Here is a 25,096-nt window from a genome sequence, read left to right as displayed (position 1 = left end):
AGANACTTTTTTTTTAATGAATAATTTTACTTCCTTTTGCATTCTCAACAAATTTCTCACTCGACTTGTTAATCGGTGTTTTCAGTACCAATGCAAGTACAAGCATGATTACCACAAAGACACTTAACACGAGAAGATCTCTTATCACAATATCCCAAAGCATTCCGCCCACTGTTTCACGAATCACGCTAATTGCATATGTGAACGGTAAGAACGGATATATCGATTGGAAGAATTTTGGAAGCATTTGAATTGGGAATGTTCCGCCTGATCCAGCTACTTGTAGTACGAGTAAAATGATTGCCATCGATTTCCCAATGTTTCCGAAAACAGAAACGAGTGAATACACGATACAAACAAAGACTCCACCAATGAATAAACTGAATAGAACAAACCAAAACTTATCAACTACATACGTACCAAGTAAGAAAATATCTCCCATCGATACGATAAACGCCTGTGCAAGACCTATCGTTAAGAATGTTAAAAAGCGTCCGAAGTAAATCTCATGACTCTTATAATTTGCCCCTGGCTCATGTACTTCTACTGTTAATAATGAAACCATTAAAAGTGCCCCTACCCATAATGCAAGCACTGTATAGAATGGTGACATCCCCGAACCGTAGTTTGGCATCGCAAATAATTTATTTTCTTTTAATTTTACTGGATTTGCAAAGTAATCACTTTGCTGTTCAACATCATTTTTCAATAACTTGATGATATCTTTTATATCTTCTTCCGATTCAAATTTACGAATTTTATCTGCTAATTCTTTAATCTTTTTCTCAGTAGCCGGCATTTCTGCTTTAATATCTTCAACTTTCTTCGTACCTTCTACTAAGCCTTTTGATGAATCTTCAAGCAGTTTTTTAACATCTGGAAGCTTTTTATCTGCGTCGTTTAAAAGCTTAGATGTATTTTTTGACATCTCTTTTGTACGTGCGATTGCTGCGTTAAAGCTTGGAACGATTTCTGAATCGTATCTTGCTAAGAAATCATCCAATTGTGCTGAACCGTTTTTCGATGCTTCATTAATGCTTTCAATTACATCTTTTGTAGGCTGTTGCCCATTATTAATGAGTGTGATTGCTTTATTCGTTGCATCACTACCCTTTTGCATGATATCTTTCGCTTTATTTAATTTTGCAATTCCGTTATCAAGATTTTTATCACTGTTTACATCAGCTAAAACCTTATTTGCACTCTCTAAAACAGGAATCATATCATCAATCATGCTAATACCTGCTTGGAATTGGCCATTTACACTATTTAAAGCGACTTTTGTTGAATCTAAACCGTTAATACCTTTATTTTGCAGGTCTTCCATTGCTTTTTGAGCATCAGATTTAGCATTCTCAATACCATCTCTTACTTTATTATATTCAGTCTTTGCTTTCTCATAATCCTCATTTATCTTGTTTTCTGTTTGTTCTTTAAACTGAACTGCTTTTTTGTAATCTGCTACAAACGTTTCATTATAATCTTTTTCAGCTTGATTAATTAAATCATTTGTTGCATTTAATTTTTGATTAACAGCATCTCTCACATCTTGTTTTACTTCTTGACCTGTACTAATTAACTCTCCAACATGTTTAATTCTATTATCTACATCCTGCAGAGATTGTTTAAGAATAGTTAAATGCTCACCCCTATCTCCAAAGACTTTTTGACCAGAATCCGTTGATGCATTCTTTTGAAGTTCAGTAAAGAAATCAATTAAATACGATACATCACTTATTCGTCCTTCGATATGTTTAGAAGCATCAGCTACATTTTTCTGGGCTACAGATGGATCAACATCTTTATTCTGCAATCCATTCATAACACCTTGTGCATATGCAGTTCCTGTACGAGCTGAGTTCAACACAGTGTTCACAGTTTGATTAATGTTTCTCGCAATATTTTTATATCCTTCATCATTAAACTGTGGAAGTCCAGAAAGTGATGGAAATTCAGGCAGTGGAGGTATCTTAGATATATCAGGAAGGTTCAAATCGACTCCTGGATTCATTAAGAAATTAGTAAAGGCTGTTGCCTTATCCATGCCATCTTTCACCACAGTTAAGTCGTTCCGTATCGCTCCAGGAGCATCTTTTAATCTTTGGTCATTGTTTGCAAAGAACTTATCTAAGTTCCCCAGCGTTTCCTGTCCATCATTAATCACACTTTCCACAACCGGTAAATCCTCTTGTGCAACTTTCACAAGATCTTGTGCTCTAGTCGCATCATCTAATGCTGTATTCACAAGTGTATACATTTCCGGGAACTGTGCTTCTAGCTTAAACACAAGATCTTTTACTTTTTCAATACTTGGTAAGTTTGTTTCTAAATCGATTCCAAGGTCATTGAAGATTTCAAAGATCTCACCGTTTGCTGTTTTAACGAAGTTTTTACTGATTTCTTCTGTTATACCTGATGCACCTTTCGCTGTAATTTTCGGTGCAATGGCATTGACCTTTTCATTCACAAAATAATCAAGTTCTGGCTTTTGCGGATTATCGCTAATTACCGTCGCAATTTTTTCAGAGAAATCTTTCGGGATCGTAATACTTGCATAATAATCCCCGTGTTCTACTCCATAAATTGCTTGCTTTTCATCAACGAATTTCCATCCCATATTTTTATTCTTTTTGAGCGAATCTACAATTTCATTCCCGATGTTAATATCTTTTCCCCGTAAATTTGATCCAGCATCTTGGTTGGAAACTGCAATTGGAACATCTTTCGTGTTCCCATATGGATCCCAGGAAGCTTTAATGTTAAACCATGCATATAACGATGGCAAAATCATAAGTCCTAATACAATTACAATCGCAGCCCAATGTTTGGCTACATTCCGTAAGTCTGTCGTATAAATACGCCATATCTGTTTCATATAAGCTATCACCTAATTATATATTTTTCCTTCTTTAGAAAATGATGCATGCATTTTGCAATTATATCATTTTCCTCATCGTGGATTAAACGAAAATGTACTATTTTTTCCAAACGAAACACTTCACTTACTTCATTATATAACGAAGTCGATAAAGTATTCATACAAAATGACCAAATCGGTTTTACATTCAGTAATAACAAATATATAGGAAATGTCATAAAAAATACAAGTATTTTATCTTGGAAATACTTGTATTCACAAAAAAAATCCTCATAGCGCTTACATTGCTATGAGGATTTCTTCTATTATTATATATCCAATTGAACTTCTACTCCGAAATGATCTGAAATAATATTTCGATTTATACCATTGAAAATGACCTTTGAAGAAATAACTGTTTTTGGTTTGTTACTTAAAATAAGATCAATTCGTAAATTTTGCTTATTTTCATCCCAACCAGCAATTTTTCCTTGTACAGTTGTTCCTTCATCTTTTTTAAAAGCTAGTTCATATGTGTCATAAAGCCCTTTTTGCATGAGATAATCGTATCCTTCTCCTTGTAAACGAGCATTATTATTAAAATCGCCCATTAAAATTGAAAGTTCGTTTTCATTCACATGCTGCGTTAAACAATCCACTTGGCCTTGAAACGTTTCTTCCTCATCATTCCACCACCCAAGGTGACATGAATAAAACGTCATATTCTTTCCTTTATAAGAAACTGTTGCACTTACAATTTTACGTGCTTTCCAATAAGAAGTATCCTTACTTTCTGATACAAAGAAAGAATCTTGTTTCACAATAGGATGTTTCGTTATGATAGCTGAACCTTCTTCATATATGTCATAACCAATATGCGAGTAATCCCAAACAATATTGTAATTTCCTGAACCCAACTTCTCAAGCTCTGCAAGTAATACAAGGCCAAAGTTATCCTTTTTCTTATTACCGCATACATTTTGAGCTTTTATAGACTGACTAACCTCTTGCAAGGCAATAACATCGTAACCTTCCTCTTGAATCGTTTTAGCAAGATGTCTTATTTTTTCTATTTGATTCTCTTCTTGCCAAGAGTGGCAGTTTAAAGTGAGTAATTTCATTTATTATGCACCTAACATATCTTGGATGTCTGATTTCAACACATCAGCTTTCGGACCATATACTGCTTGAACACCTTTGTCTTTTACAATGAGACCTAAAGCACCGTTTTGCTTCCATTGTGCCTCTGGTGCAACAGCTTCTAAATTTTTCACTGTTACACGTAAACGTGTCATACAAGCATCTACATCCGCAATATTATCTTTTCCACCTAAAAGTTCAATAACCTTTGTTGCTAATGAACCCTCTTTTACATTCGTTGTGCCTTCTTCTGATTCATCTTCATTATCAATATAGTTCCCTGCACGACCTGGCGTTGGTAAATTGAATTTTTTAATTAAGAAATTGAATAATGTAAAGTTTAAACCGAAGAATACCGCTGACACAACAACAAAGTTAATTAAATCTCTTGTTAACCCCGCATTTATCATCATTGGTGTACGTGTAATTAACTCAATAAATCCAAATGCATGAACACGTAAGTTAATTAAATCCGCTAATGCAAATGCAAGTCCTGTTGTAATCGCGTATACAATATATAATACTGGTGCAATAAACATGAACATGAATTCAATTGGTTCCGTTACACCTGTTAAAAATACTGCTAATGCTGCAGATAAGAACATTGGTTTATATTTTGCACGTTTATCTTTATCGACATTACGGAACATCGCAAATGCAATACCAATTAATGATGCAGTTGAACCAATAACTTGCCCAACTTTGAAACGAGCTGGAACAACATTATTTAATAAATCGTTATATGCTTTTGTATCCCCATTCGCTAACAAGTTATTTAAATCAGTAATCCATGCAAGCCATAATGGGTCTTGTCCCGCAACAACCTGACCAACTTTTGCTCCAGTTAACATCGTGTATGTTCCACCAAGCTCCGTATAGTTCATAGGAATCGTTAACATATGATGTAATCCGAACGGTAATAGTAAACGCTCTAATGTCCCGTATACAAATGGTGCAACAATTGGTGCACTATCTTTAGATGCTGCGATCCAGCGACCAAACTCATTTAATCCGCTTTGGATAAATGGCCATAAAAGTGATAAAGCAATCGCAGTAACTGTAGACCATACAATTACAACAAATGGTACAAATCGTTTTCCGTTAAAGAACGCTAATGCTTGTGGTAATTTATTATAGTTATAGTATTTATTATATAAGGTAGCTCCTAAGAACCCTGTAATAATCCCTACGAATACTCCCATGTTCAATGCTGGTGCACCAAGTACAGAAGTGAAATAATCCTTTACAAGTAAATCTCCTGCTAATAATGAAGAAACTTTCGCTTTTGAATCCGTTAACATTTCAGCGTTAACACCAAATATAGCTCCCGTAATTCGGTTCGTTAAGACGAATGCTAACAGTGCTGCGAATGCACCACCTGCCCGGTCTTTCGCCCAAGACCCCCCAATTGCTACTGCAAATAAAATATGCAAGTTTGTAATAATTGCCCAACCGATGTCTTCCATTACTCTAGCAATTGTATGTACTGCATTTACATCCCCAGCAGACATACCAATTAGCTTACCGATGGAAATCATTAAGCCAGCAGCTGGCATAACAGCTACAACAACTAGCAATGCTTTCCCGAACTTCTGCCAAAAATCAAAAGACGTAATTTTCATCTGTTTTTTCCTCCTCTTTATTTATAAAATCCCTAATAATATAGATAATAATTTCTTTTTGCTTACGAAAACGATACCTTTTTTAACGCAAACGTTTTCATAAATCTATTTTAATAAAAGCGTTTTCATATTGCAATATAAATTTATTATTTTTCATAAAAAAAGATGCTACGAGAGCATCTTTTTTTATTAAGAAATACGATAAACCCTTGTTTCATAAGGTTTTAAAGTAATTGTAGTACATTTATTATGTTCCGCTACTTCATAGTTATTTAAAAGCAAACGTTTGCGTTCTAAAGAGAATGTATCCTCATTATACACAGCATTTTCTTTAGATATATTACTAATCACAACAACTTTTGCATCATTTAACGTACGCGTATACGCATAAACCTGCGGATCATTCTCTAAAATCAAATCATATGTGCCATAATTAAATACATCATGCTCTTTTTTTAGTGCAATCATCTTTTTATAGAAATTAAAAATAGAACTAGCCTCTACTTGCTGCTTTTGAACATTAATTTCTTTATAATTTGGATTCATTCCAAACCACGGTTTCCCTGTTGTAAAACCAGCGTTTTCTTCATCATTCCATTGCATTGGTGTACGTGAATTATCACGACAAGATGCCCAAATAATTTCCATCATTTCTTGATGTGATACGCCTTCTGCAATTTTCTCGCGATATAAATTCTTAATTGCTACGTCATCATAATCTTCAATATTTCGGAATTGAACATTTGTCATACCAATTTCTTGTCCTTGATAAATAAACGGTGTTCCGTGCATAAAGAAGTACATTGCTCCTAAAGCTGTTGCACTTTCACGCCAATACTGTTTATCATCTCCCCACGTAGAAACAATCCGTGGTTTATCATGATTTTCAATATACAACGCATTCCATCCCTTATTTTCTAAACCTTTTTGCCACTTCGTTAACACCTTTTTCAGTTCCACAACATCAAGTTCCTTTTTCTTTTCTGCATCCCATAAACTTAAATGCTCAAACTGAAATACCATATTAAATTTACCGTTTTCTTCTCCAACCCACAGATCAGCATCTTCAACTTTGACACCATTGGCTTCTCCAACAGTCATAATATCGTATTTTGAAAATGTATTCTCCTTCAACTCTTCTAAAAGTGGTTGAATTCCATTTACATTCATATGTTTATCAAAAGAAGGCACATACTTTAATCCTTTTGGATTTGGCATGTCTTTTAGGCCTTCTTCTTTTTTGATATGACTGATTGCATCTACACGGAAACCATCAATTCCTTTATTTAGCCACCAGTTTACAGTATCATATAAAACTTCACGGACCTGTGCATTCTCCCAGTTTAAATCTGGTTGTTTACGTGAGAATATGTGTAAGAAATATTGATCTGTTACTTCATCATATTCCCAAGCAGAACCGCTAAAGATACTTTCCCAATTATTTGGCTCTTCTCCATCCTTACCATCGCGCCAAATATACCAATCACGTTTTGGATTATCTTTAGACGAACGCGATTCAATAAACCAAGGATGTTCATCACTCGTGTGATTAATAACTAAATCAATAATGAGCTTCATACCACGTTTATGCACTTCATCTAGTAATTCATCAAAATCAGCCATTGTACCAAATTCATCCATAATGTCTTGATAGTCACTAATATCATAACCATTATCATCATTCGGTGATTTATACATTGGACAAATCCAAATTACATCGATACCTAAATCCTTTAAATAATCAAGTTTTGTAATAATACCTTGTAAATCTCCAATACCATCACCATTGGAATCCATAAAGCTACGTGGATAAATTTGATAAGCGACAGCTTCTTTCCACCATGTTTTATTCATAATAATTCTCTCCTTTTGCATCCATCTTAAAAATTTATGCAAACGTTTTCGTAACACTATCATAACAAAATATAGAGAGTTTGCAATGAGAAATTTCATCTTATTACTAAATATCTACTTTTCTTTAAGAAACAATACTCCATTTCATTAACCTTACATATTTTTATGGTGTACATACTTGGTGGGAATTTCTCACTCCCCTTTATCATTAATAAAGTGAAACTTTAATCAGTGGGGGATTCTTCATCCCCCACTGATTATTAGCCCTCACCAATCGGGCTTTTACGGACAGTTGGTTCCCTGAATTTTGATGTATGGGTCTTAATTACAAATAAAAAATCATCCAATTTATGCCCGATTATTCGCAACATTTTGGATGACTAAAGTTTACTTTTCTTTTTCATTTCTAATTCTTTCTCCTAATAACAAACCTCATTTTCATAAACTAATTATCTGTCTTATGATTTTTATTTAATGACCGCAATTTAATATTTGGTGCTTTATTTTTCACTACGACGTCATCATAAACAACTGGAACTTGAAACTCAAATTGCTTTGTTTCATGTCGCTGTAGGTAAATAGGTGTTGGTACCTGATAACTCTTTAATTTTTGATTTGCATCTTGATATAAAACAAGTTGTAATGCTTGTGAATGATTGCGATAATTTTTTAAAGTGACGACGCAATTTTGTTCAAAATTATCCCCCTTTTTCTCCATCGTACATTGGCTATCCTCTTTTTTGTATTCAATTGCCTCTAGTCCTTTTTTCCCTGTGTAATGCCATGTTTTATCAAGAGTTTGAAGTATTTCATTTAAAGTAAATGGCATTATGATAATCAAGACACTCATACACACTACTTTTATGTTATTTAGCTTTTTTAACCAATTAGAATCCTTCTTTTCTAACCACTTTATAAGAAATAGAAAAGAAATTGCTTGTAATGCAAAAGAACAAATCCAGATATTCGAAATCTTATACCCCATATAAATATATGTATCTACTGGAATCCCGTATGCGTGAAATAATTTTTCTCCAATTAATTCATTATCATTTGGCATTTTTATTAATAGTAATACTCCGACACTGTAAAAAATGGCTACTAATCGATCATATTCAATCCGAATCATTCTTTCTCCCTTCTCCTTTGTTTTTTATTATCGATTTTAGCTAACATTATCGGAATATACAATCTTTTTATAGGGAATAACATAAAAAAGTTCCTTATAAATATATAAAGAACTCTATTAATATACAATATGAAGTTTTCACATCGAAATTTCCTCAAAGTACGTTGGATTATGTATAGTAATTTTTTTACCTAGAACCGTAACAATACTATCATTTTTCAATTGTTTTAATACACCGCTAACAGTCTCTCGAGATGTTCCAGATATCTTTGAAATTTCAATTGTTGTAAGTGGACATGCGATTACAATTTCCTCACCATCTTGTTCTCCTAAATCATTCATTAAATAATTTAATGTCTGGATAACACGATCTTGTGCATTTGGGATTGTAATATTTTGCACCCGATTTTCGTTAATTTTTAATATAGAGGATAACTGCTGAACAACGTACATTAGCTGTGTCCGACTTGCTTTTACCATATCTTCAAAAATCACTGTAGGAATATAGTAAACATCCACATCTGTCATTGCCTCCGCTGTATAATTATATGCATTGTCTGTAAACATACCACCATAAGGAAAAATAGAAAGTCGCTTTACATAGTCTTCATATAATAAATTCCCGTTTTGATTTACTCGCTCTAACTTTACAAAACCATCTAGCATAAAATAAATTCTTTCTCTTGAATCACCTTCTAAAAATAAAAACTGACCTTTCTTATAAGTTCGCCAATAAACAAACTCTGATAGGCTTTTTAATTTTGTATCTGTTACATGAGAAAATAATTCAAACTGCTTCAAGTCTTTAACTACGTTCCGTCTGTTCATAAAATTCCTTCTCTCTTGCTATATATCGGAGTGAAACATCGAGAAAGCGTATTCAATTTTATTTTATCACACTTAACCTACACAGCTTTTTCTTATCATGAATACTTTATGAACATTTTTCCTAAAAATTAACAAACAAAAAGAATGAAGTTACTAACCCCATTCTTTTTGAAATTACTAGTAATAGAAGAGCTATGTTTATACACAAGCATATACGTCCTGCTTAGAAATAATCGTACCAGCTTTTTCTTCTAATGCTTCATATACTTTTTCTAATGAAGTAATAATTGTTTTTCGCTTTGGATCTGCATTTGCAAAACTAATAGCAGCTTCAATTTTTGGAAGCATACTACCTGCTGCAAATTGTTTCTCCTGTATATACCCTTCTAATTCATCGACTGTAACAGCCTCTAATCTCTTTTGATTAGGCTGATTAAAATGCACATAAACATAATCAACTGCCGTTAAAATCACAAGTGTATCAGCATCTACTAGTTCTGCTAACTTTTGAGCTGCAAAGTCCTTATCAATGACAGCTTCAGTACCTTTTAACCCTTCCTCAGACTCAATAACGGGGATTCCTCCACCTCCAACAGCAATGACTATATTTCCACCTTCAACTAATGAATTGATTACTTTATGCTCGTGAATACTCACAGGCTTTGGTGACGGCACAACGCGTCTCCATCCTCTTCCTGCATCCTCTTTAAATACAGCTTTTGTTTCTTCCATTAACTTTCTTGCTTCTTCTTCTGTATAGAAAGGCCCAATTGGTTTTGTTGGATTTCGGAATGCCTCATCCTTTTCATCCACGACAACACGTGTTATAACCGTGGCTACTTCTTTTTTTATTTTACGCTTTTTCAAAGCCTTCTCAATTGCATTTTCCATCCAATATCCGATCATCCCTTGGCTCATTGCACCACAAGTATCTAACGGCATTGCCGGTGTTTTTTCCGTATCTGCTGCTTTTTGTTGCAATAAAATATTACCTACTTGCGGGCCATTTCCATGTGCAATAACAATATCAACGTTATTTTCCATAATTTTAACAAGTTGTTCTGCTGTTCTTTCTAATGCTTCTTGCTGCGCCTCGGCAGTGGCATTTCCAGATTGTATAGCATTTCCCCCTAGTGCAACTACGATTTTTCTTCGTTTCATATTTCAACCCTCCAATTGATTTCATTTTCACAAAATTTTATAAAGTGATACTCCCTGTAATTAATCCGTAAATCGCAAAAAATGCTAAGGCACCAATAGCTACAGAGGATGCCAGTTCCACACGAGTAAATATTTGTTTTGGATTCGTTTGCTTTTGAACATTGTAAAAGATGAAAATACCAGGTGCATATAATGTCATTGTTAGTAATAAGTAATCTAAGCCAGCTGCATACACTAACCAAATTCCATAAATACTTGCTACCAAACCAATGATTATATTTTTTGTTCGATCTTTTTCTTTAGATTGTAAACTGTGCTTAAATTGATAGAATGCTGAAAAAGCATACGGAATTAAAATAGCAGAGGACGCGAGAGAAAATGCAAAATTATATGCTTGATCTGAAACAACAAATGTTAATAAGAAAACTTGAATTAAACCATTTGTTATCCATAATGAATTTATAGGAGCTTTGTTTTTGTTTTCTTTCGCAAACCACTTTGGAAACACTCCGTCTTTAGCAGCTAAATACGGAATTTCAGATGCGAGTAGCGTCCATCCTAACCAAGCACCTAATACAGAAATGACTAAACCTAAGTTAATAAAAATAGCGCCCCATTTCCCGACAACGCTTTCAAATAAATACGCCATAGATGGATTTTTCAAATTAGCAACATCAGCTTGTTGCATAAGACCAAGAGATAGTAATGTAAGTAGGATATAAATGATGAGTGTACCAATTAATCCGATGACTGTTGCTTTCCCCACATCGCTTCGGCTTTTCGCACGACTTGATAAGACAACAGCTCCTTCTACACCAATAAATACCCAAAGAGTTACAAGCATTGTGCTCTTAACTTGACTACCTACTGCTCCCCAAGAAAAGGAACCAGCTTGTCCCCAAAAACCATCTAAGAAAATATCAATATGGAAGGCGAAAATTCCTACAACAATAAAGACAAATACAGGCACTAATTTTGCAATTGTTGTTACTAAATTTACAAGTGCTGCTGATTGTACCCCACGTAAAATTAGCATGTGAACACACCATAGCAATATACTCGCTCCAATAATCGAAGCTACATTTTGTCCACCTTCAAAAACTGGGAAGAAATAACCTAATGAAGAGAATAATAATGTACCGTAAGCTACATTACCAAGCCAAGCAGATAGCCAATATCCCCAGGCACTATTAAATCCCATAAAATTACCAAATCCTGCTTTTGCATAACTAAAAATACCACCATCTAAATCTGGTCTTTTTACAGTTAAATTTTGAAATGATAATCCAAGAGCAATCATCCCAATCCCTGTTATAACCCATCCGATAATAATGGCTCCCGCACCAGCGCCTTTTGCCATATCACTTGCTAAGTTAAATGCTCCACCGCCTATCATGGAACCAACGACAAGAGCTGTTAAAGTAAATAGTCCTAGTTTCTTTTCTTCACCCATTACACTCACCTCTCTTTAATTGCAATAAGAAGAAAACAACAATAGTGAATGATAGTGTCTAAAGGAGGAGAAAGAAGGAAGATTACCTTCCTTCTTTACTCCATATTTCCTAAAGTAGCTGCCATAACCGCTTTAATTGTATGCATTCTATTTTCTGCTTGATCAAATACTTTTGAATGCTTACTACGGAAGACTTCGTCACTTACTTCCATTTCTTTTATTCCATATTTTTCATAAATCTCTTCTCCGTACATTGTTTCCACATCATGAAATGCAGGTAAACAATGTAAGAACATCACATTTTCATTTCCAGTTGCTTTAATCATTTGCATATTTACTTGATAAGGCGTCAATAATTCAATTCGTTCAGCAAACTTATCTTCTTCCCCCATAGATACCCATACATCTGTATAAATTACATCCGCATCTGCAACAGCCTCTTGAACATTACTTGTTACCATTACTCGATCATTATATTTTTTTGCTAAATCAATAACTTCTTGTGCTGGCCATAATGATTCTGGTGTACAAATACGGACTTCCATTCCAACAATTGCACCGCCGACTAATAAGCTATTTGCTACATTGTTCCGCCCGTCCCCAACATAAACGAGCTTAACGTCTTTTAAACGTCCCACATGTTCTTTTATTGTTAATAAATCTGCAAGTGTTTGTGTTGGATGCCACATATCTGTTAAGCCATTCCATACTGGCACACCAGAATTGTTTGCTAAAGATTCTACTGTCGCATGATCGAAACCACGGAATTCAATCCCATCAAACATACGCCCTAAAACTTTTGCTGTATCTTCAACAGATTCTTTTTTTCCGAGCTGAATATCACCTTTACCTAAGTATTCAGGGTTGGCACCTAAATCTGTACAAGCTACGGTAAATGCACACCGTGTACGAGTTGAAGTTTTTTCGAATAAGAGTGCAACATTTTTACCTTCTAAATAACGATGCGGAATACCATTTTTCTTTTTCTCTTTTAATTCTGCTGCTAAATCTAGAAAGTATAATAATTCTTCTTCCGTAAAATCTTTTTCAGCAAGAAAACTTCTTCCTTTTAAGTTTGGTTTAGTCATCAACATGATTCATCCCTACTTTCTCCGTTTTTTATACTAAATATCTTTTCGAACAATCGGCATACTCATGCAACGTGGACCCCCACGACCGCGAGATAATTCCGAGCTGAGTACTTCAATAACTTCTATACCATGCTCACGTAATAAAGCATTAGATACATAGTTGCGATCATATGTAACAACTACTCCTGGCGCAATCGCCAATGTATTAGATCCATCGTTCCATTGTTCACGAGCAGAAGCGATCACATCTCCTCCTCCGCAAGGGATAAGTACTAATTCACTTAAACCTAATACTTCTTTTAAAGCTTCAGTTAAAGATGTACGATGGGTAATTTTAAGAGTTTCTTCATCCTTTCCTTTTTCTAATATATATATATTCATATTTCCTTTTGGTCCTTGAATAGCTGGGTGAATTGTAAATTTGTCATAATCGACCATTGTAAACACTGTATCTAAGTGCATAAAAGCACGACATTTTGGAATTTCTATTGCTAGCACTTTTTTAATTTTATTTTGGCGACTAAATAAGTTTTTAGCTAAACGCTCAATTGCTTTAGCTGAAGTACGAGCAGATACCCCAATTGCAATTGTTTCCTCATTTAAAATCAGTTCGTCGCCACCTTCAATCGGAAATTTATAATCACGATCTAACCAAACTGGCACATCATGACTTGCAAATCGTGGATGATGTTTAATGATATATTCCATAAACAATGATTCACGTCTCCGTGCCGGTTCTCTCATTTTGTTAATTGTTAAACCGTCACCTATACTAGCTGCTGGATCACGAGTAAAATATAAATTTGGCATTGGATCTAAATAAAATGGATAATGATCTTCCATTAATTCATACAGATGCGTTTTTTTACTAGTTTCAATTTCGTTTTTCCGCACGCCACCCATAATTTTTTGAATCAATTCTTCATTTGAAAAGGAAAGTAAATATTCTTTTAAAGTTTGATGTGCAACATTTACGTCAGTCTGTCCTTCTTTTAAAATACGATCAACAAATTCTTCACGAAGTTTTTTATCAACTAACGCCTCAGCTGCTAGTTTTTCTAAATAAAGAACTTCAACACCCCGATTGCGTAATGTTTGTGCAAAATAATCATGTTCTTTTTGAATAATTGGTAAATATGGGATATCGTCAAATAATAATTGTTGCAAATAATCTGGCGTTAAATTTTCCACTTCTTTACCAGGACGTTTTAATAAAACCGTTTGTAATTCCCCAATTTCTGAAGTAACATGTATCGGATGTTTCATTTGTTGTACCTCCTTTTAAATTTGTTTGATGTCTACAAATACATAATAAACGGTACGTACTTCCTTCTTTGTGAAAGCGCTAACATTTCCAAGTGGAATATTTCACAGTTTATTTTTTAAAATAATATATATTTGTATTTTTATAAGGTTTTTTGCTCCATATTTTGCAAAACAGCTATATATTACGTATATATAATGAATAACCCTTTACTAATTCATATTAAAATTTCAAAAAAAGATCCTATTTCTAATAAAAATTAGAAATAGGATCTTCACTTACATAATCAATTTCAATCTTTCTTCTAGAACCTTCCTATCCGATTGTGATCGAGAAATCACAAGGCACGTATCATTTCCACATATACATCCTACTTTTTCTTTCCAATCTAAAGAATCCAATAATACACCAATAACATGGGCATTTCCCGGTAATGTTTTAATAATTGTTAATTGCTCTACACAATCAATTTTCACAACAACTTCTTTTATTTTTTTCTTTAATTTCATATCCGTTTGTAAACTGTCTTCTGAAAAAATCTTATATATTGTTAATCCACTTGCAGAGGTTACCTTTATTAAATTTAATTCACGAATATCTCGTGAAATCGTTGCTTGTGTAACTACTACACCATGTTCTTCTAACAATTCTACTAATTTCTCTTGTGTATCTATTTCACACTCTCTTATCAATTGTTTGATTAGCCGTTGTCTTTTCTCCTTTTTCATAAAAGACATCCTTTCGAATATTATAACTTTATTATATCTTGCTATAATTTCCATTCGAAAGAGATAAAGGTAAATGTTGCGGAAACGTTCATAGTTTATAATTATCCCTCTTATATGATTTCATCCTGGACTATGTCCTGCACGTACTTGAGAAAGGGGACTTCTGTTGGAGTACTGCTAAAAATTTCTATAGTATCTAGTATGGCAACACTAAATACATACTGCTGAATGCACATCCATATATTTCTAATTTTAATTAAATTTCCCAGAAAAATATACTAACATTTTAATCAGCCTATTCATTCTTCATATACATACTATTTATAATTCAAACACTCTTAAACAAGCTTTCTCATACAATAATAAGAACCAATCTCATATAGAAAGGAACAATATAATGAAAAAAACAAAATTAACAGGGCGCATTGTAACTCCAGAAGATCCTGAATATGATGTAGCTCGCATAAACTTAAATTTAAGTCTTCCAAAGCTCCCCTGCATAATTGTCTTCTGTCAAAATACTCAAGATGTATGCAATGCCTTGAAGTGGGCACGTGAACGTCATATACCATTTCGTGTACGAAGTGGTCGCCATAACTATGAAAACTTTTCCCTTGTGAATCGTGGACTTATTATTGATGTAAGTGAAATGAATCGAATTATAGTCCAGCAGGACAGCTTAACAGCAACCATTGAGGCTGGAGCAGACCTTGGTGCTGTTTATAAAGAGCTGTGGAAATATGGCGTCACATTACCAGCTGGCACCAGCGCCAGCGTTGGAATTGTTGGATTAACACTTGGTGGTGGCATTGGTATGTTATCACGCTTATTTGGATTAACTTGTGATCAACTATTAGAAATAGACATGGTGCAAGCAGTTGGTAAAAAAGGGGCAAGATTTATTCGTGCCAGCGAAAGAGAAAACGCTGATTTATTTTGGGCATGCTGCGGCGGTGGCGGTGGGAACTTCGGAATTGTTACATCTTTAACATTTCGTGTTCACCCCATTCAAAACGTCTCGATTTTTTCACTCACTTGGGAATGGAAAAACTTTATTACCGCATTTCAAGCTTGGCAAAACTGGGCACCTTATATAGATGAGCGTCTTACTTCATCTATTGAATTATTTTCTAAACAGAGAAATAAAATTGAAGTAAAAGGAGAATTTGTTGGTCATCCTTCGGAACTCCTCGATTTACTGGCACCTGTATTACAAGCTGGAACTCCTTCTCTGTTCATAGAAGAAGTTCCTTATATACAAGCAGTTGAATTCTTTAATAGTGGTAACATCCCAGAAAAATTCAAACGTTCTGGTTCTTATGTATATAAGGCAATTCCGCTTAAAGGGATTCAAGTTCTAAAGCATTTTCTTAGTCATGCTCCAAATTCTTCAGCGAGCGTTTGGCATCAATCACTCGTAGGAGCTGTAGAAGACATTGCTCCAAGTGAAACAGCTTATTTCCATCGAAAAGCAATTATTGCTCAAGAATACCTTACATCTTGGAAATGCGACAATGAGGAACAACAAAATATACGTTGGATTAAAGATTTACGAAATGCTATGGCACCTTATACATTAGGTGATTATGTCAATTGGCCTGATATTGATATTACAGATTGGCAAAACACTTACTATGGCACAAACTTTACAAGGTTACGTAAAGTAAAAACAGTATATGACCCTTGTAATGTTTTTCGATTCCCACAAAGCATCCCTCCCTTCCATAAATAAAATATAAATTTCTCTCACTTTTTTATTTTCTTCAAAGCCTCTTTTTATCACCTTACTAACCGAATCATCTTCCTAATTTCACGTCCTCTAGACAATGTTTTTCGCAAAAAATAAAGGGTTTTGGCACTTTATGACTAATAACAAAAATAAGGGGAAACATTTGTAAAATACAAATTTGACTGGGGGATTGGTATGATTCAAGTTCAAAATCTAGTAAAGTCATTTGGTTCATTAGACGTTTTAAAAGGGATCAATTTAGAAGTAAAAGAAAAAGAAGTTGTTGTTTTAATTGGCGCGAGCGGCTCAGGAAAAAGCACTTTACTTCGTTGTCTCAACTTTTTAGAAATGTACGATGAAGGGGAAATTCACTTACAAGGGAAACGAATTAATCCTAAAAGTACAAACTTAAACAAAGTCCGCGAAAATGTTGGAATGGTATTTCAACATTTTAACCTCTTTCCACATATGACCTCATTAGAAAACATCATAGAAGCACCTATTCATGTAAAAAAAATGGACAAAACAAAAGCGAAAGAAATTGGAACCGACCTATTACAAAAGGTTGGATTACAAGACAAAGCAAACGTGACACCTCACCTTTTATCTGGTGGACAAAAACAACGTGTTGCGATCGCACGCGCACTTGCAATGAATCCTAAAATCATGCTATTTGATGAACCTACATCTGCTCTTGATCCTGAACTTGTTGGAGAAGTACTCCAAGTTATGAAAGAGCTTGCTGGTGAAGGAATGACAATGGTAATCGTCACCCATGAAATGAACTTTGCACGGGATGTAGCAGATCGCGTCATTTTTATGGATAATGGACAAATTGTAGAGGATGCACCACCAGAACAATTTTTTTCAGCACCGTCAAATGAGAGAGCAAAACAGTTTTTACGAAACATTTTATAGAGAGGGACTTCTCTCCCCACGAATACTTAAACCATTAAAACTCATACGGGTGGCCTAATTGCCCCACCCATGGAAACTTTCCATAGCAATTAAGATACGGCTGTTTACCCCGTATGTGCAGGATGAATATATAGGAGGGGTTTTGATGAGAAAGAAAATACTTACTGCTTTTGCAGCAATTACACTATGTGTATCCTTCGTCCTTGGAGCCTGTAGTAAGGAAACTTCAACAAATGAAGGGAAAGAGTTTCGCTACGCAATGAGCGGCTTATATAAACCTTTTAATTTCAAAGAAAATGACGGAAAACTAGTTGGTTTTGATGTCGAAATTGGTGAGGCACTCGCAAAAAAAATGGGAATGAAGCCTGTTCCAGTTACAAATCCTTGGGAAACATTGATTCAAGGTCTAAAAGCAAAAAAATATGACGTCATATTAGGAAGTATGGCAATTACAGAAGACCGCCTAAAAGCCGTTAATTTTACGAATCCATACTATCGCTCTGGTGCACAAATTTTCGTAGCTAAAAAGAACAATTCCATTTCTTCAGTAGAAGACTTAAAAGGAAAAAAAATCGGTGTTGTAAAAGCTAGTACATTTAAAAAACTTGTGGAAAAACATACAGATCAAATCACAGAATACGACAGTGACATTACAGCTCTTATGGATTTGGAACCAGGCCGAGTAGATGCTGTTATTACGGATCAAATGGTTGGTCTTCGTATGATAAAAGAAGGAAAATCAAATATAAAAGAAGCTGGAAAACCATTAAATCTTGAGGAAATGGGAATTGCAATTCGCAAGGATGATAAAGAGATGGTGAAGAAAGTAAACAAAGCATTAGAGGAAATTATTAAAGATGGCACATATGAAAAAATCAGTAAAAAATGGTTTGGAAAAAATATTCTTGGAGAAGAGGAAAAGACAAAATAAAATGATTTACCCTTCTAAAAAACAAATCATTTTTAATCCATAAGCGATGCCCCACCTCAGCCGTGGGGTATTTGCATCTATTTCCTAAAATAAATTCTATATTGAGGTGACGTTGATGATTGAAATTTTCATATCTACATATCCAACATTTCTAAAAGCAATTGTCATGACTTTACAATTAACATTAACTTCATTATTACTTGGTTCATTAATCGGACTTCTATTCGCCTTTTTTCGTATTTCCAATAATAAAATTTTAAATAGTATTGCACACATATATATTGCTGTTATCCGAGGCACACCATTAATCGTTCAAATCATGATTCTTTATTTCGGCATTACGTCTATTATCGTTCTGTCTCCATTTTGGGCTGGTGCCATTGCTTTAGCAATTCATAACGGTGCATATATTACAGAAATTTTCCGTGGCTCCATTCAATCGGTCGATCGCGGCCAATTAGAAGCGGCTCGTTCTTTAGGAATGTCCTATCCACTCGCTATGCGCCGTATCATTTTACCACAAGCATTTCGATTATCAATCCCTCCGCTCGGAAACCAATTTGTCATTGGATTAAAAGATTCTTCCCTTGTCGCATACGTAGGAATGTCTGAGCTTTGGGGATCCGGTTTATCTATAGCTGCTGGAAACTTTAAGCAACTTGAAACATACATTGTTGTTAGTGCCTATTATCTTGTACTCGTCCTTTTGTTTACTTACCTCGTAAATCTCTTAGAGAAAAAACTTCAGCGTAAACAAAGTAATTCTATACAAGTAAATAAAGAGAAAGAAAAAGCAGTCTCTTTATAGGAAGAATTGTAGCAACCCTTTCATCTATTAGATTGAAAAAGGAATCAATGAAAAGTTACTATTACATGCAAAAAAACAACCAAAATACAAACTAAAAAAAGCAAGCTACTTTTTAGGTAGCTTGCTTTTATAGTTAAAGGGTTCTAAATAATCTATTCCAGAATCATGGATTCACTTTTTTGATAGTTTCCTGTTCTTCTATATGCTCCTCACGATATGCAATATTATCAGGGTCTAACCCATTCCCTAAAGAACCATAGAAATGTTCCCTATGAGGATCAACTAATTCACTGCCTTGATAATATACGCGAGGTGTGTTCCAAAGTGCTGCCATTGCTTTCGTCATCGGCATTTCATGATAACGCTCCGGCCACATTTCTTTAATTTTTTCTTTTACTAATGGGTAATACTTAGAACTCATAGCAGGGAACAAATGATGTTCCGTATGATATGAGAAGTTAAAATGCAAAACATCAACCCAGCGCGGCACTGTTACAGATAAACAGTTAGCTAATGGATCATTTACAGGAACAATTGGATTTAAACGGTGATTTGTTGCAATATAGCCCATTACAATAAAGTTTGCAATGAGTAATGGAATCACATAAGCAAACAACCACTTCGTAGGCCCCATAATAAATAGCAAACTAATCCAAACCGTCCATGGCAAAAGAAGTTGAAGCCATACAGACTTCTGATTCGATGACTTAAATTCTTTTATAAAATGAAAGAACATACGAGTTGAATGTATTGTAAATTGAATTGTTAGTGACAGAAAACTGAAGAAAGAACGCACATGCAAGGGCATACGATACACCCATCTTAAAAATTTACTCTTCTTCATCTTTTCAAGTGTTGGCCACGCATCAGGGTCATGTTCTTCATGCTGTGTATGAACATGGTGCGTCGCATTGTGCCATTTTCTCCACAATTTCGGTCCTGTAGATAATGGCATAAATGCAATTGCCCCTAAAAAATCACGAAGCCATGCTTTTCTTACAACTGTTCCGTGCAAGATTTCATGTCCTAAAAATCCAAGTGAAGCAAAACATAACCCTAGAACAATTGCAATTCCAAGATTTGCCCACACATTCAAATCGAATAAACCAATCGCTATTAACCCAGCTACCGCCACAAGTAAATAAGCCAGTCCACCAAACAAACGAGTTGGAACTGGTTTAAATGCTTTTTTTGGCAAATGCGGCGATACACGTGCTGCATACCATCCAAACGTATGAAGCTCCTTCATCCTTTTGCCCCTTTCTTATGCCGCGCTTACGCAACTTGCATAAATCAATTCTTGTTTCCAGATTGATAATACTAGTTAATTACAAAAAGCATTTATAATAAGTAAATCATACTCACTCTATCGTCACTCATTTTCGCTTTTATTATCAATGAAAAACATTTCTCTTTTTACTCTTTATCAACCTTTCCACATGATGAATCATATCAATAGACTTTCCATATTGTCAATAACTTTTATGACCTAGTAATAAAATGTGGTTATATTTTTATAATAATATTTTATTTCACCAAAGGAAAAGCATAGGTTTTATAAGCTTTTATCCATTATATATATAAATACTTTCACATATAAGAAAGTCTGCTTCACTCAAGAAAAGCTTATATATGAACATCAATAATTCTTTATAGAATCGACTGTCATTTAAAATAACCTTATAAAGGAATACTCATTTTTATTATATTAGAATAATATTTATGTTTTGTAAATATTTAAAACTTATTCTCAATTTCTTCTGTTCACTGTACAGTATCTCCTTCTCCTAGATTGAAAATAAGCTACATGAATTTTATATAAATTGGAAAAAATAAGTAGTAAATTATTTTAAAACAGGAGGGACATACGATGACAAACAATTCATTTCCCAAATTTCCAGAACCGTACTGGCGCGATTCTACTTCATTCCCTATTTTCCCCAAGCTATCAGAAAATATAAAAGCAGAAGTTGCAATTATTGGTGCTGGAATTACAGGCATCACAACTGCTTATTTACTTGCAAAAGAGGGCATGAAAGTTGTTTTAATCGATTCCGGAAATATTTTAAATGGAACGACAGGCCATACGACTGCAAAAATCACAGCACAACACGATCTCATTTATGATGAGCTCATTGATCATTTTGGAGCTGATCAAGCGCGCCTATACTATGAGGCAAACGAAAAAGCATTGCAATTTATAAAAGAAACAGTCCGAACAAATAACATTGATTGTGACTTTACTGAAGAGGACGCCTACTTATATACAACTTGCAATGACGGATTACGGAAATTAACAAAAGAATATGAAGCTTATAAAAAACTAAATATTCCTTGTGACTATGTAGAGTCCATTCCACTTCCTATCTCAGTTCAGGGAGCACTTGTTATGAAAAAACAAGCACAGTTCCATCCTCTTCATTATTTAAAGAACCTTGTTGAACAGTTTATTGAAGCAGGCGGAACAATCTATGAGCAAACCACTGCAATCGATATCGAGAAAGGATTCTATCCGCAAATCATTACAAAAGATGGCCATCGTATTACATGTGGATATGTCGTCTCCTGTTCTCATTTTCCTTTCTATGATGCAAATAGCTTTTTCTTCGCAAGAATGTATGCAGAACGTTCCTACGTTCTAGCTATAAAAGCAAAAAAAGATTATCCCGGAGGCATGTATTTAAGCATAGACACTCCTACACGCTCCTTACGTTACACAACAGTAAATGGAGAAAAAATTATTCTTGTTGGGGGTGAAAGTCATAAAACAGGACAAGGAATCAATACAATGCTTCATTATGAAGCATTGCACTCTTTCGCAGAAGAAACATTTGGAATAGATGCAATCCCTTACAGATGGTCAGCACAAGACTTAATTACCCTAGATAAACTACCTTACATCGGCCATATTAATGAAAATAATCCAAATATATTCGTTGCAACAGGTTATCGAAAATGGGGGATGACAACAGGAACTGCTGCAGCTCAACTACTAAAGGACTCTATTACAAAAATAGATAACCCGTATAAAGAACTCTTTGCCCCATCACGATTCCATGCAGATCCAGATATAAAAACATTTGTTTCTCAAAACCTTGATGTAGCAAAACATTTGATCGAAGGCAAGTTAGAATTTGCTCTGCGTAAACCAGAAGATCTTGAAAATGGTGAAGGTGCCGTTGTAAGAGTACATGGAAAACGTGCAGGCGCTTATAAAGACAACGAAGGAAAATTGCATATTGTTGATACGACCTGTACACACCTTGGCTGTGAAGTAGAATGGAATAGCGGGGATTGTACGTGGGATTGTCCTTGTCATGGATCACGCTTTTCAATTGAAGGAGATGTAATTGAGGGGCCGGCAGATAAGCCGTTAAAACGGGTTGATGGAGAATAAAGTTAACTAAAACAAACAGAGCACCAATCTACTGGTGCTCTTTCTCAAATAACATATCCCGAAACAAGCCATTCAACCTCTCAACCTCAATGCCCTTTCCCTTTTCAATACCTTTCACATACTCTTGATAATACTTTATCTGCCCCTCTAAAAATTCATTTAATACGATAATCTTCGGACCAGCGTCTAACTCAACACCATCCTTTTTCTTTAGAAGTAAATCTTCAATTTCATCAAAAAGCTCTTGTTCTAGCGACAATTCAGTAATGAATCGTTCAAATTCTACAGGCGGCAATGTCCCTTTCTCTTCTAACCATTTGCAAGCTAAAATAGGACGCAATACATAGAAGTACTTTTTCAACTTCACGCTCTCTCCTTGTAGAAATTCACGATAGTTTTTTGAAGCCATATGTAAGTAGTGATACATCGTTGCTTTAGGATCAAAATCATTTTCGCTCATTTTCTGTAGACGCTCTGGAAGATCAGAGTTCTTAGAATAAAAGATTGGAGAACGGATCCATTCTAATAGTGCTGGATTTGATTTTGCAAATAACTGCAGAGCTTTTCTAATATCCCAACCGCTTATGTCTAAAGCATCACTAATTGGATACTCAATCACATCACGTTTTTCATTAATAGATAAATACCAGTCTACTGAATGAATGTATACAAATCTAACATCATAATCACTATCTTTCGACTGAAATCCCCATGCACGACTTCCAGATTCGACAGCAAATAAAATTTTCACATTGTTCTCTTTTTCAATTTTCTGTAATTCTAATTGAATTTTATCCCTCATATATATCATCCTCATTTTCTGATCATTTCCCTGGAAATTCGACAAATATAATCTACTTATTATTGGCGTGCCATTCTACTTTTAACATCAATATCTCAGTAACTCTATAGTATGTATCATAACTAAATTTAAAAGGAAGCTGCTAGGCCTTCCCTGGCAGCTCTATAAACATTTCATTTTTGTTGCTCGCTAACAAGCTTTGCAATTCGCTCAAACTCACCCTGAATTTCATTTTTATACATATCTACTTTTGTAAAATCCATCGCAGCAATATAAATCCGTTCTAATTTATCTCGAACTGCTTTTGCCTTCGCTAAGAACGACATTGCTTCACTCATTTTTGTTTTGTATTGAATGGAAACATCCCGAATTTCTGTTGCATATTTTTCATCCGTTCCTGGCGTAACGATGAGATCATACATATCAATAATCTCATCACCTTCTCGCTCTGGAAAATATTCATGTGGCGCGGTGCTGTCAAAGATCGCAAAACCTAATTCTCTTACAATAATCATATCTAGGCTATTTGGATCAAAGCCGCAATGATATACTTCAACTTCAAACCCTTTCTCTTCCGCTGCCTCAGCTAATTTTTTTAGCATCGTTGATTTTCCTGAACCCGGGCGTCCTTTTATAAAATAACGATGCGGGATATCTTCTGTTAAATTTGGAACGAAATCAACCGCCCCTTTTGGTGTTGCTGCCCCTAAGAAACGGTGCTTTACCACCGCTTGTTTTCCTTTGTTATCTGCAAATAACTTTTGTATAAGCTGCTTTGTTAATTCATTCGCTTTTTGAAAATCAATATTATCAATATAAATTCTCTCCCAATCATCATGTATAGCTAACGCCTCTTTAAAACAAGCATACGCTGATTGAAATGCATCGCTCGCTTCAGAAATATAATGTGTAATTTCACCTTTATGTTTTCGTAATTTCTCTGAATCCCATGCAACTCCTAAGTTCACGTATTCCTCTACAACTCCAGGTATTTTTGGCTCAATGACATGTGGTGCTGTTCCATCTACAATTCCTACTTTTAATTTTGGAATAATAACACCATCGATGGATTTATTATCAGAAGAACAATGTAACAGTTCAATATCATATCCTCTTCCAACCCACTCACGCCCAATTGCTTTCATCAATGAGGATTTCCCTGTCCCTGGACCACCTTTCAAAATGAAAAGTCTTTCCAATCCCCTTACATTTTCCTCATATAAACTATAAAAACCTCTCGCGGTATTTCCTCCAGCATAATAATTTAAAATTTTCCCTGTCACTGCCCTCACTCCTTTATAGCAGTCTACTTACATAAATTACAATATGCACGACGCTTCAATTGGGTGAATACCTATTTTTTATTCTTGCAACAAAAAAGCAG

The 25,096-nt window shown here is 34.7% G+C and carries 19 protein-coding genes; 5 read left to right on the top strand and 14 right to left on the bottom strand.

The window, feature by feature from the left end; translation table 11 throughout:
- Positions 1–13 precede the first annotated feature (13 nt).
- The 11 genes from BPMYX0001_RS01680 to argR all read right to left on the bottom strand — a co-directional run bounded on the left by BPMYX0001_RS01680 (position 14) and on the right by argR (position 15,127).
- Positions 14–2,875 (bottom strand): YhgE/Pip domain-containing protein, encoded by a 2,862-nt coding sequence (locus BPMYX0001_RS01680; RefSeq protein WP_033798582.1) that lies wholly within the window; start codon positions 2,873–2,875, stop codon positions 14–16.
- 311 nt (positions 2,876–3,186) lie between these two features.
- Entirely contained in the window at positions 3,187–3,978 is a 792-nt protein-coding gene (locus BPMYX0001_RS01675) for an endonuclease/exonuclease/phosphatase family protein (RefSeq protein ID WP_003194752.1), read from the bottom strand.
- Positions 3,979–3,981: 3 nt separating this feature from the next.
- Complete coding sequence (locus tag BPMYX0001_RS01670) at positions 3,982–5,619, bottom strand: PTS transporter subunit IIBC (RefSeq protein WP_006093301.1); 1,638 nt, start codon at positions 5,617–5,619, stop codon at positions 3,982–3,984.
- A gap of 189 nt (positions 5,620–5,808) precedes the next feature.
- Positions 5,809–7,473: a glycoside hydrolase family 13 protein gene (locus BPMYX0001_RS01665; protein WP_033798581.1), complete on the bottom strand. Its 1,665-nt coding sequence runs from the start codon at positions 7,471–7,473 to the stop codon at positions 5,809–5,811.
- A gap of 445 nt (positions 7,474–7,918) precedes the next feature.
- Entirely contained in the window at positions 7,919–8,602 is a 684-nt protein-coding gene (locus BPMYX0001_RS01660; RefSeq protein WP_003194745.1) for a hypothetical protein, read from the bottom strand.
- Positions 8,603–8,740: 138 nt separating this feature from the next.
- Complete coding sequence (locus BPMYX0001_RS01655; RefSeq protein ID WP_018766527.1) at positions 8,741–9,430, bottom strand: Crp/Fnr family transcriptional regulator; 690 nt, start codon at positions 9,428–9,430, stop codon at positions 8,741–8,743.
- A gap of 198 nt (positions 9,431–9,628) precedes the next feature.
- Entirely contained in the window at positions 9,629–10,591 is a 963-nt protein-coding gene (gene arcC, locus BPMYX0001_RS01650) for a carbamate kinase (RefSeq protein ID WP_006093298.1), read from the bottom strand.
- Between the two features lie 37 nt (positions 10,592–10,628).
- Entirely contained in the window at positions 10,629–12,044 is a 1,416-nt protein-coding gene (arcD, locus tag BPMYX0001_RS01645; protein ID WP_006093297.1) for an arginine-ornithine antiporter, read from the bottom strand.
- 95 nt (positions 12,045–12,139) lie between these two features.
- A complete protein-coding gene (gene argF / locus BPMYX0001_RS01640; RefSeq protein WP_029427564.1) occupies positions 12,140–13,138 on the bottom strand; it encodes an ornithine carbamoyltransferase in 999 nt (332 codons plus the stop codon).
- Between the two features lie 30 nt (positions 13,139–13,168).
- Positions 13,169–14,401 carry an arginine deiminase gene (gene arcA / locus BPMYX0001_RS01635; protein ID WP_003194737.1) on the bottom strand — a complete coding sequence of 411 codons (1,233 nt, stop codon included), beginning with the start codon at positions 14,399–14,401 and terminating at the stop codon, positions 13,169–13,171.
- Between the two features lie 276 nt (positions 14,402–14,677).
- On the bottom strand, positions 14,678–15,127 hold the full coding sequence (gene argR / locus BPMYX0001_RS01630) for an arginine repressor (RefSeq protein WP_018766526.1): 450 nt from the start codon (positions 15,125–15,127) through the stop codon (positions 14,678–14,680).
- Between the two features lie 397 nt (positions 15,128–15,524).
- Here argR and BPMYX0001_RS01625 point away from each other — a divergent pair, with 397 nt between their 5' ends.
- From BPMYX0001_RS01625 to BPMYX0001_RS01610, 4 genes are all read left to right on the top strand, one after another.
- Entirely contained in the window at positions 15,525–16,859 is a 1,335-nt protein-coding gene (locus tag BPMYX0001_RS01625; RefSeq protein ID WP_006093292.1) for an FAD-binding oxidoreductase, read from the top strand.
- Between the two features lie 192 nt (positions 16,860–17,051).
- Positions 17,052–17,774: an amino acid ABC transporter ATP-binding protein gene (locus tag BPMYX0001_RS01620; RefSeq protein ID WP_003194731.1), complete on the top strand. Its 723-nt coding sequence runs from the start codon at positions 17,052–17,054 to the stop codon at positions 17,772–17,774.
- A 145-nt stretch (positions 17,775–17,919) separates the two neighbouring features.
- On the top strand, positions 17,920–18,705 hold the full coding sequence (locus BPMYX0001_RS01615) for an ABC transporter substrate-binding protein (protein WP_033798580.1): 786 nt from the start codon (positions 17,920–17,922) through the stop codon (positions 18,703–18,705).
- A 115-nt stretch (positions 18,706–18,820) separates the two neighbouring features.
- The gene (locus BPMYX0001_RS01610) at positions 18,821–19,513 is read left to right on the top strand and encodes an amino acid ABC transporter permease (RefSeq protein WP_003194725.1); all 693 of its coding nucleotides are present in this window, start codon (positions 18,821–18,823) and stop codon (positions 19,511–19,513) included.
- 163 nt (positions 19,514–19,676) lie between these two features.
- On the opposite strand, the gene desB is transcribed toward BPMYX0001_RS01610, so the two are convergent.
- Positions 19,677–20,762: a Delta(10) desaturase DesB gene (desB, locus tag BPMYX0001_RS01605; RefSeq protein WP_003194723.1), complete on the bottom strand. Its 1,086-nt coding sequence runs from the start codon at positions 20,760–20,762 to the stop codon at positions 19,677–19,679.
- Positions 20,763–21,383: 621 nt separating this feature from the next.
- Here desB and BPMYX0001_RS01600 point away from each other — a divergent pair.
- On the top strand, positions 21,384–22,910 hold the full coding sequence (locus tag BPMYX0001_RS01600) for an FAD-dependent oxidoreductase (RefSeq protein ID WP_006093289.1): 1,527 nt from the start codon (positions 21,384–21,386) through the stop codon (positions 22,908–22,910).
- A gap of 28 nt (positions 22,911–22,938) precedes the next feature.
- On the opposite strand, the gene BPMYX0001_RS01595 is transcribed toward BPMYX0001_RS01600, so the two are convergent.
- Positions 22,939–23,712: a nucleotidyltransferase domain-containing protein gene (locus BPMYX0001_RS01595; RefSeq protein ID WP_006093288.1), complete on the bottom strand. Its 774-nt coding sequence runs from the start codon at positions 23,710–23,712 to the stop codon at positions 22,939–22,941.
- Between the two features lie 173 nt (positions 23,713–23,885).
- Positions 23,886–24,995, bottom strand: a complete 1,110-nt coding sequence (locus BPMYX0001_RS01590) for a PRK06851 family protein (protein ID WP_006093286.1) — start codon at positions 24,993–24,995, stop codon at positions 23,886–23,888.
- Positions 24,996–25,096 lie beyond the last annotated feature (101 nt).

Source organism: Bacillus pseudomycoides DSM 12442, assembly GCF_000161455.1.
GTDB classification, from domain to species: Bacteria; Bacillota; Bacilli; order Bacillales; family Bacillaceae_G; genus Bacillus_A; species Bacillus_A pseudomycoides.
Note: the sequence above shows the minus strand (reverse complement) of the source record. Positions and strands in the feature narration are given on the sequence as shown.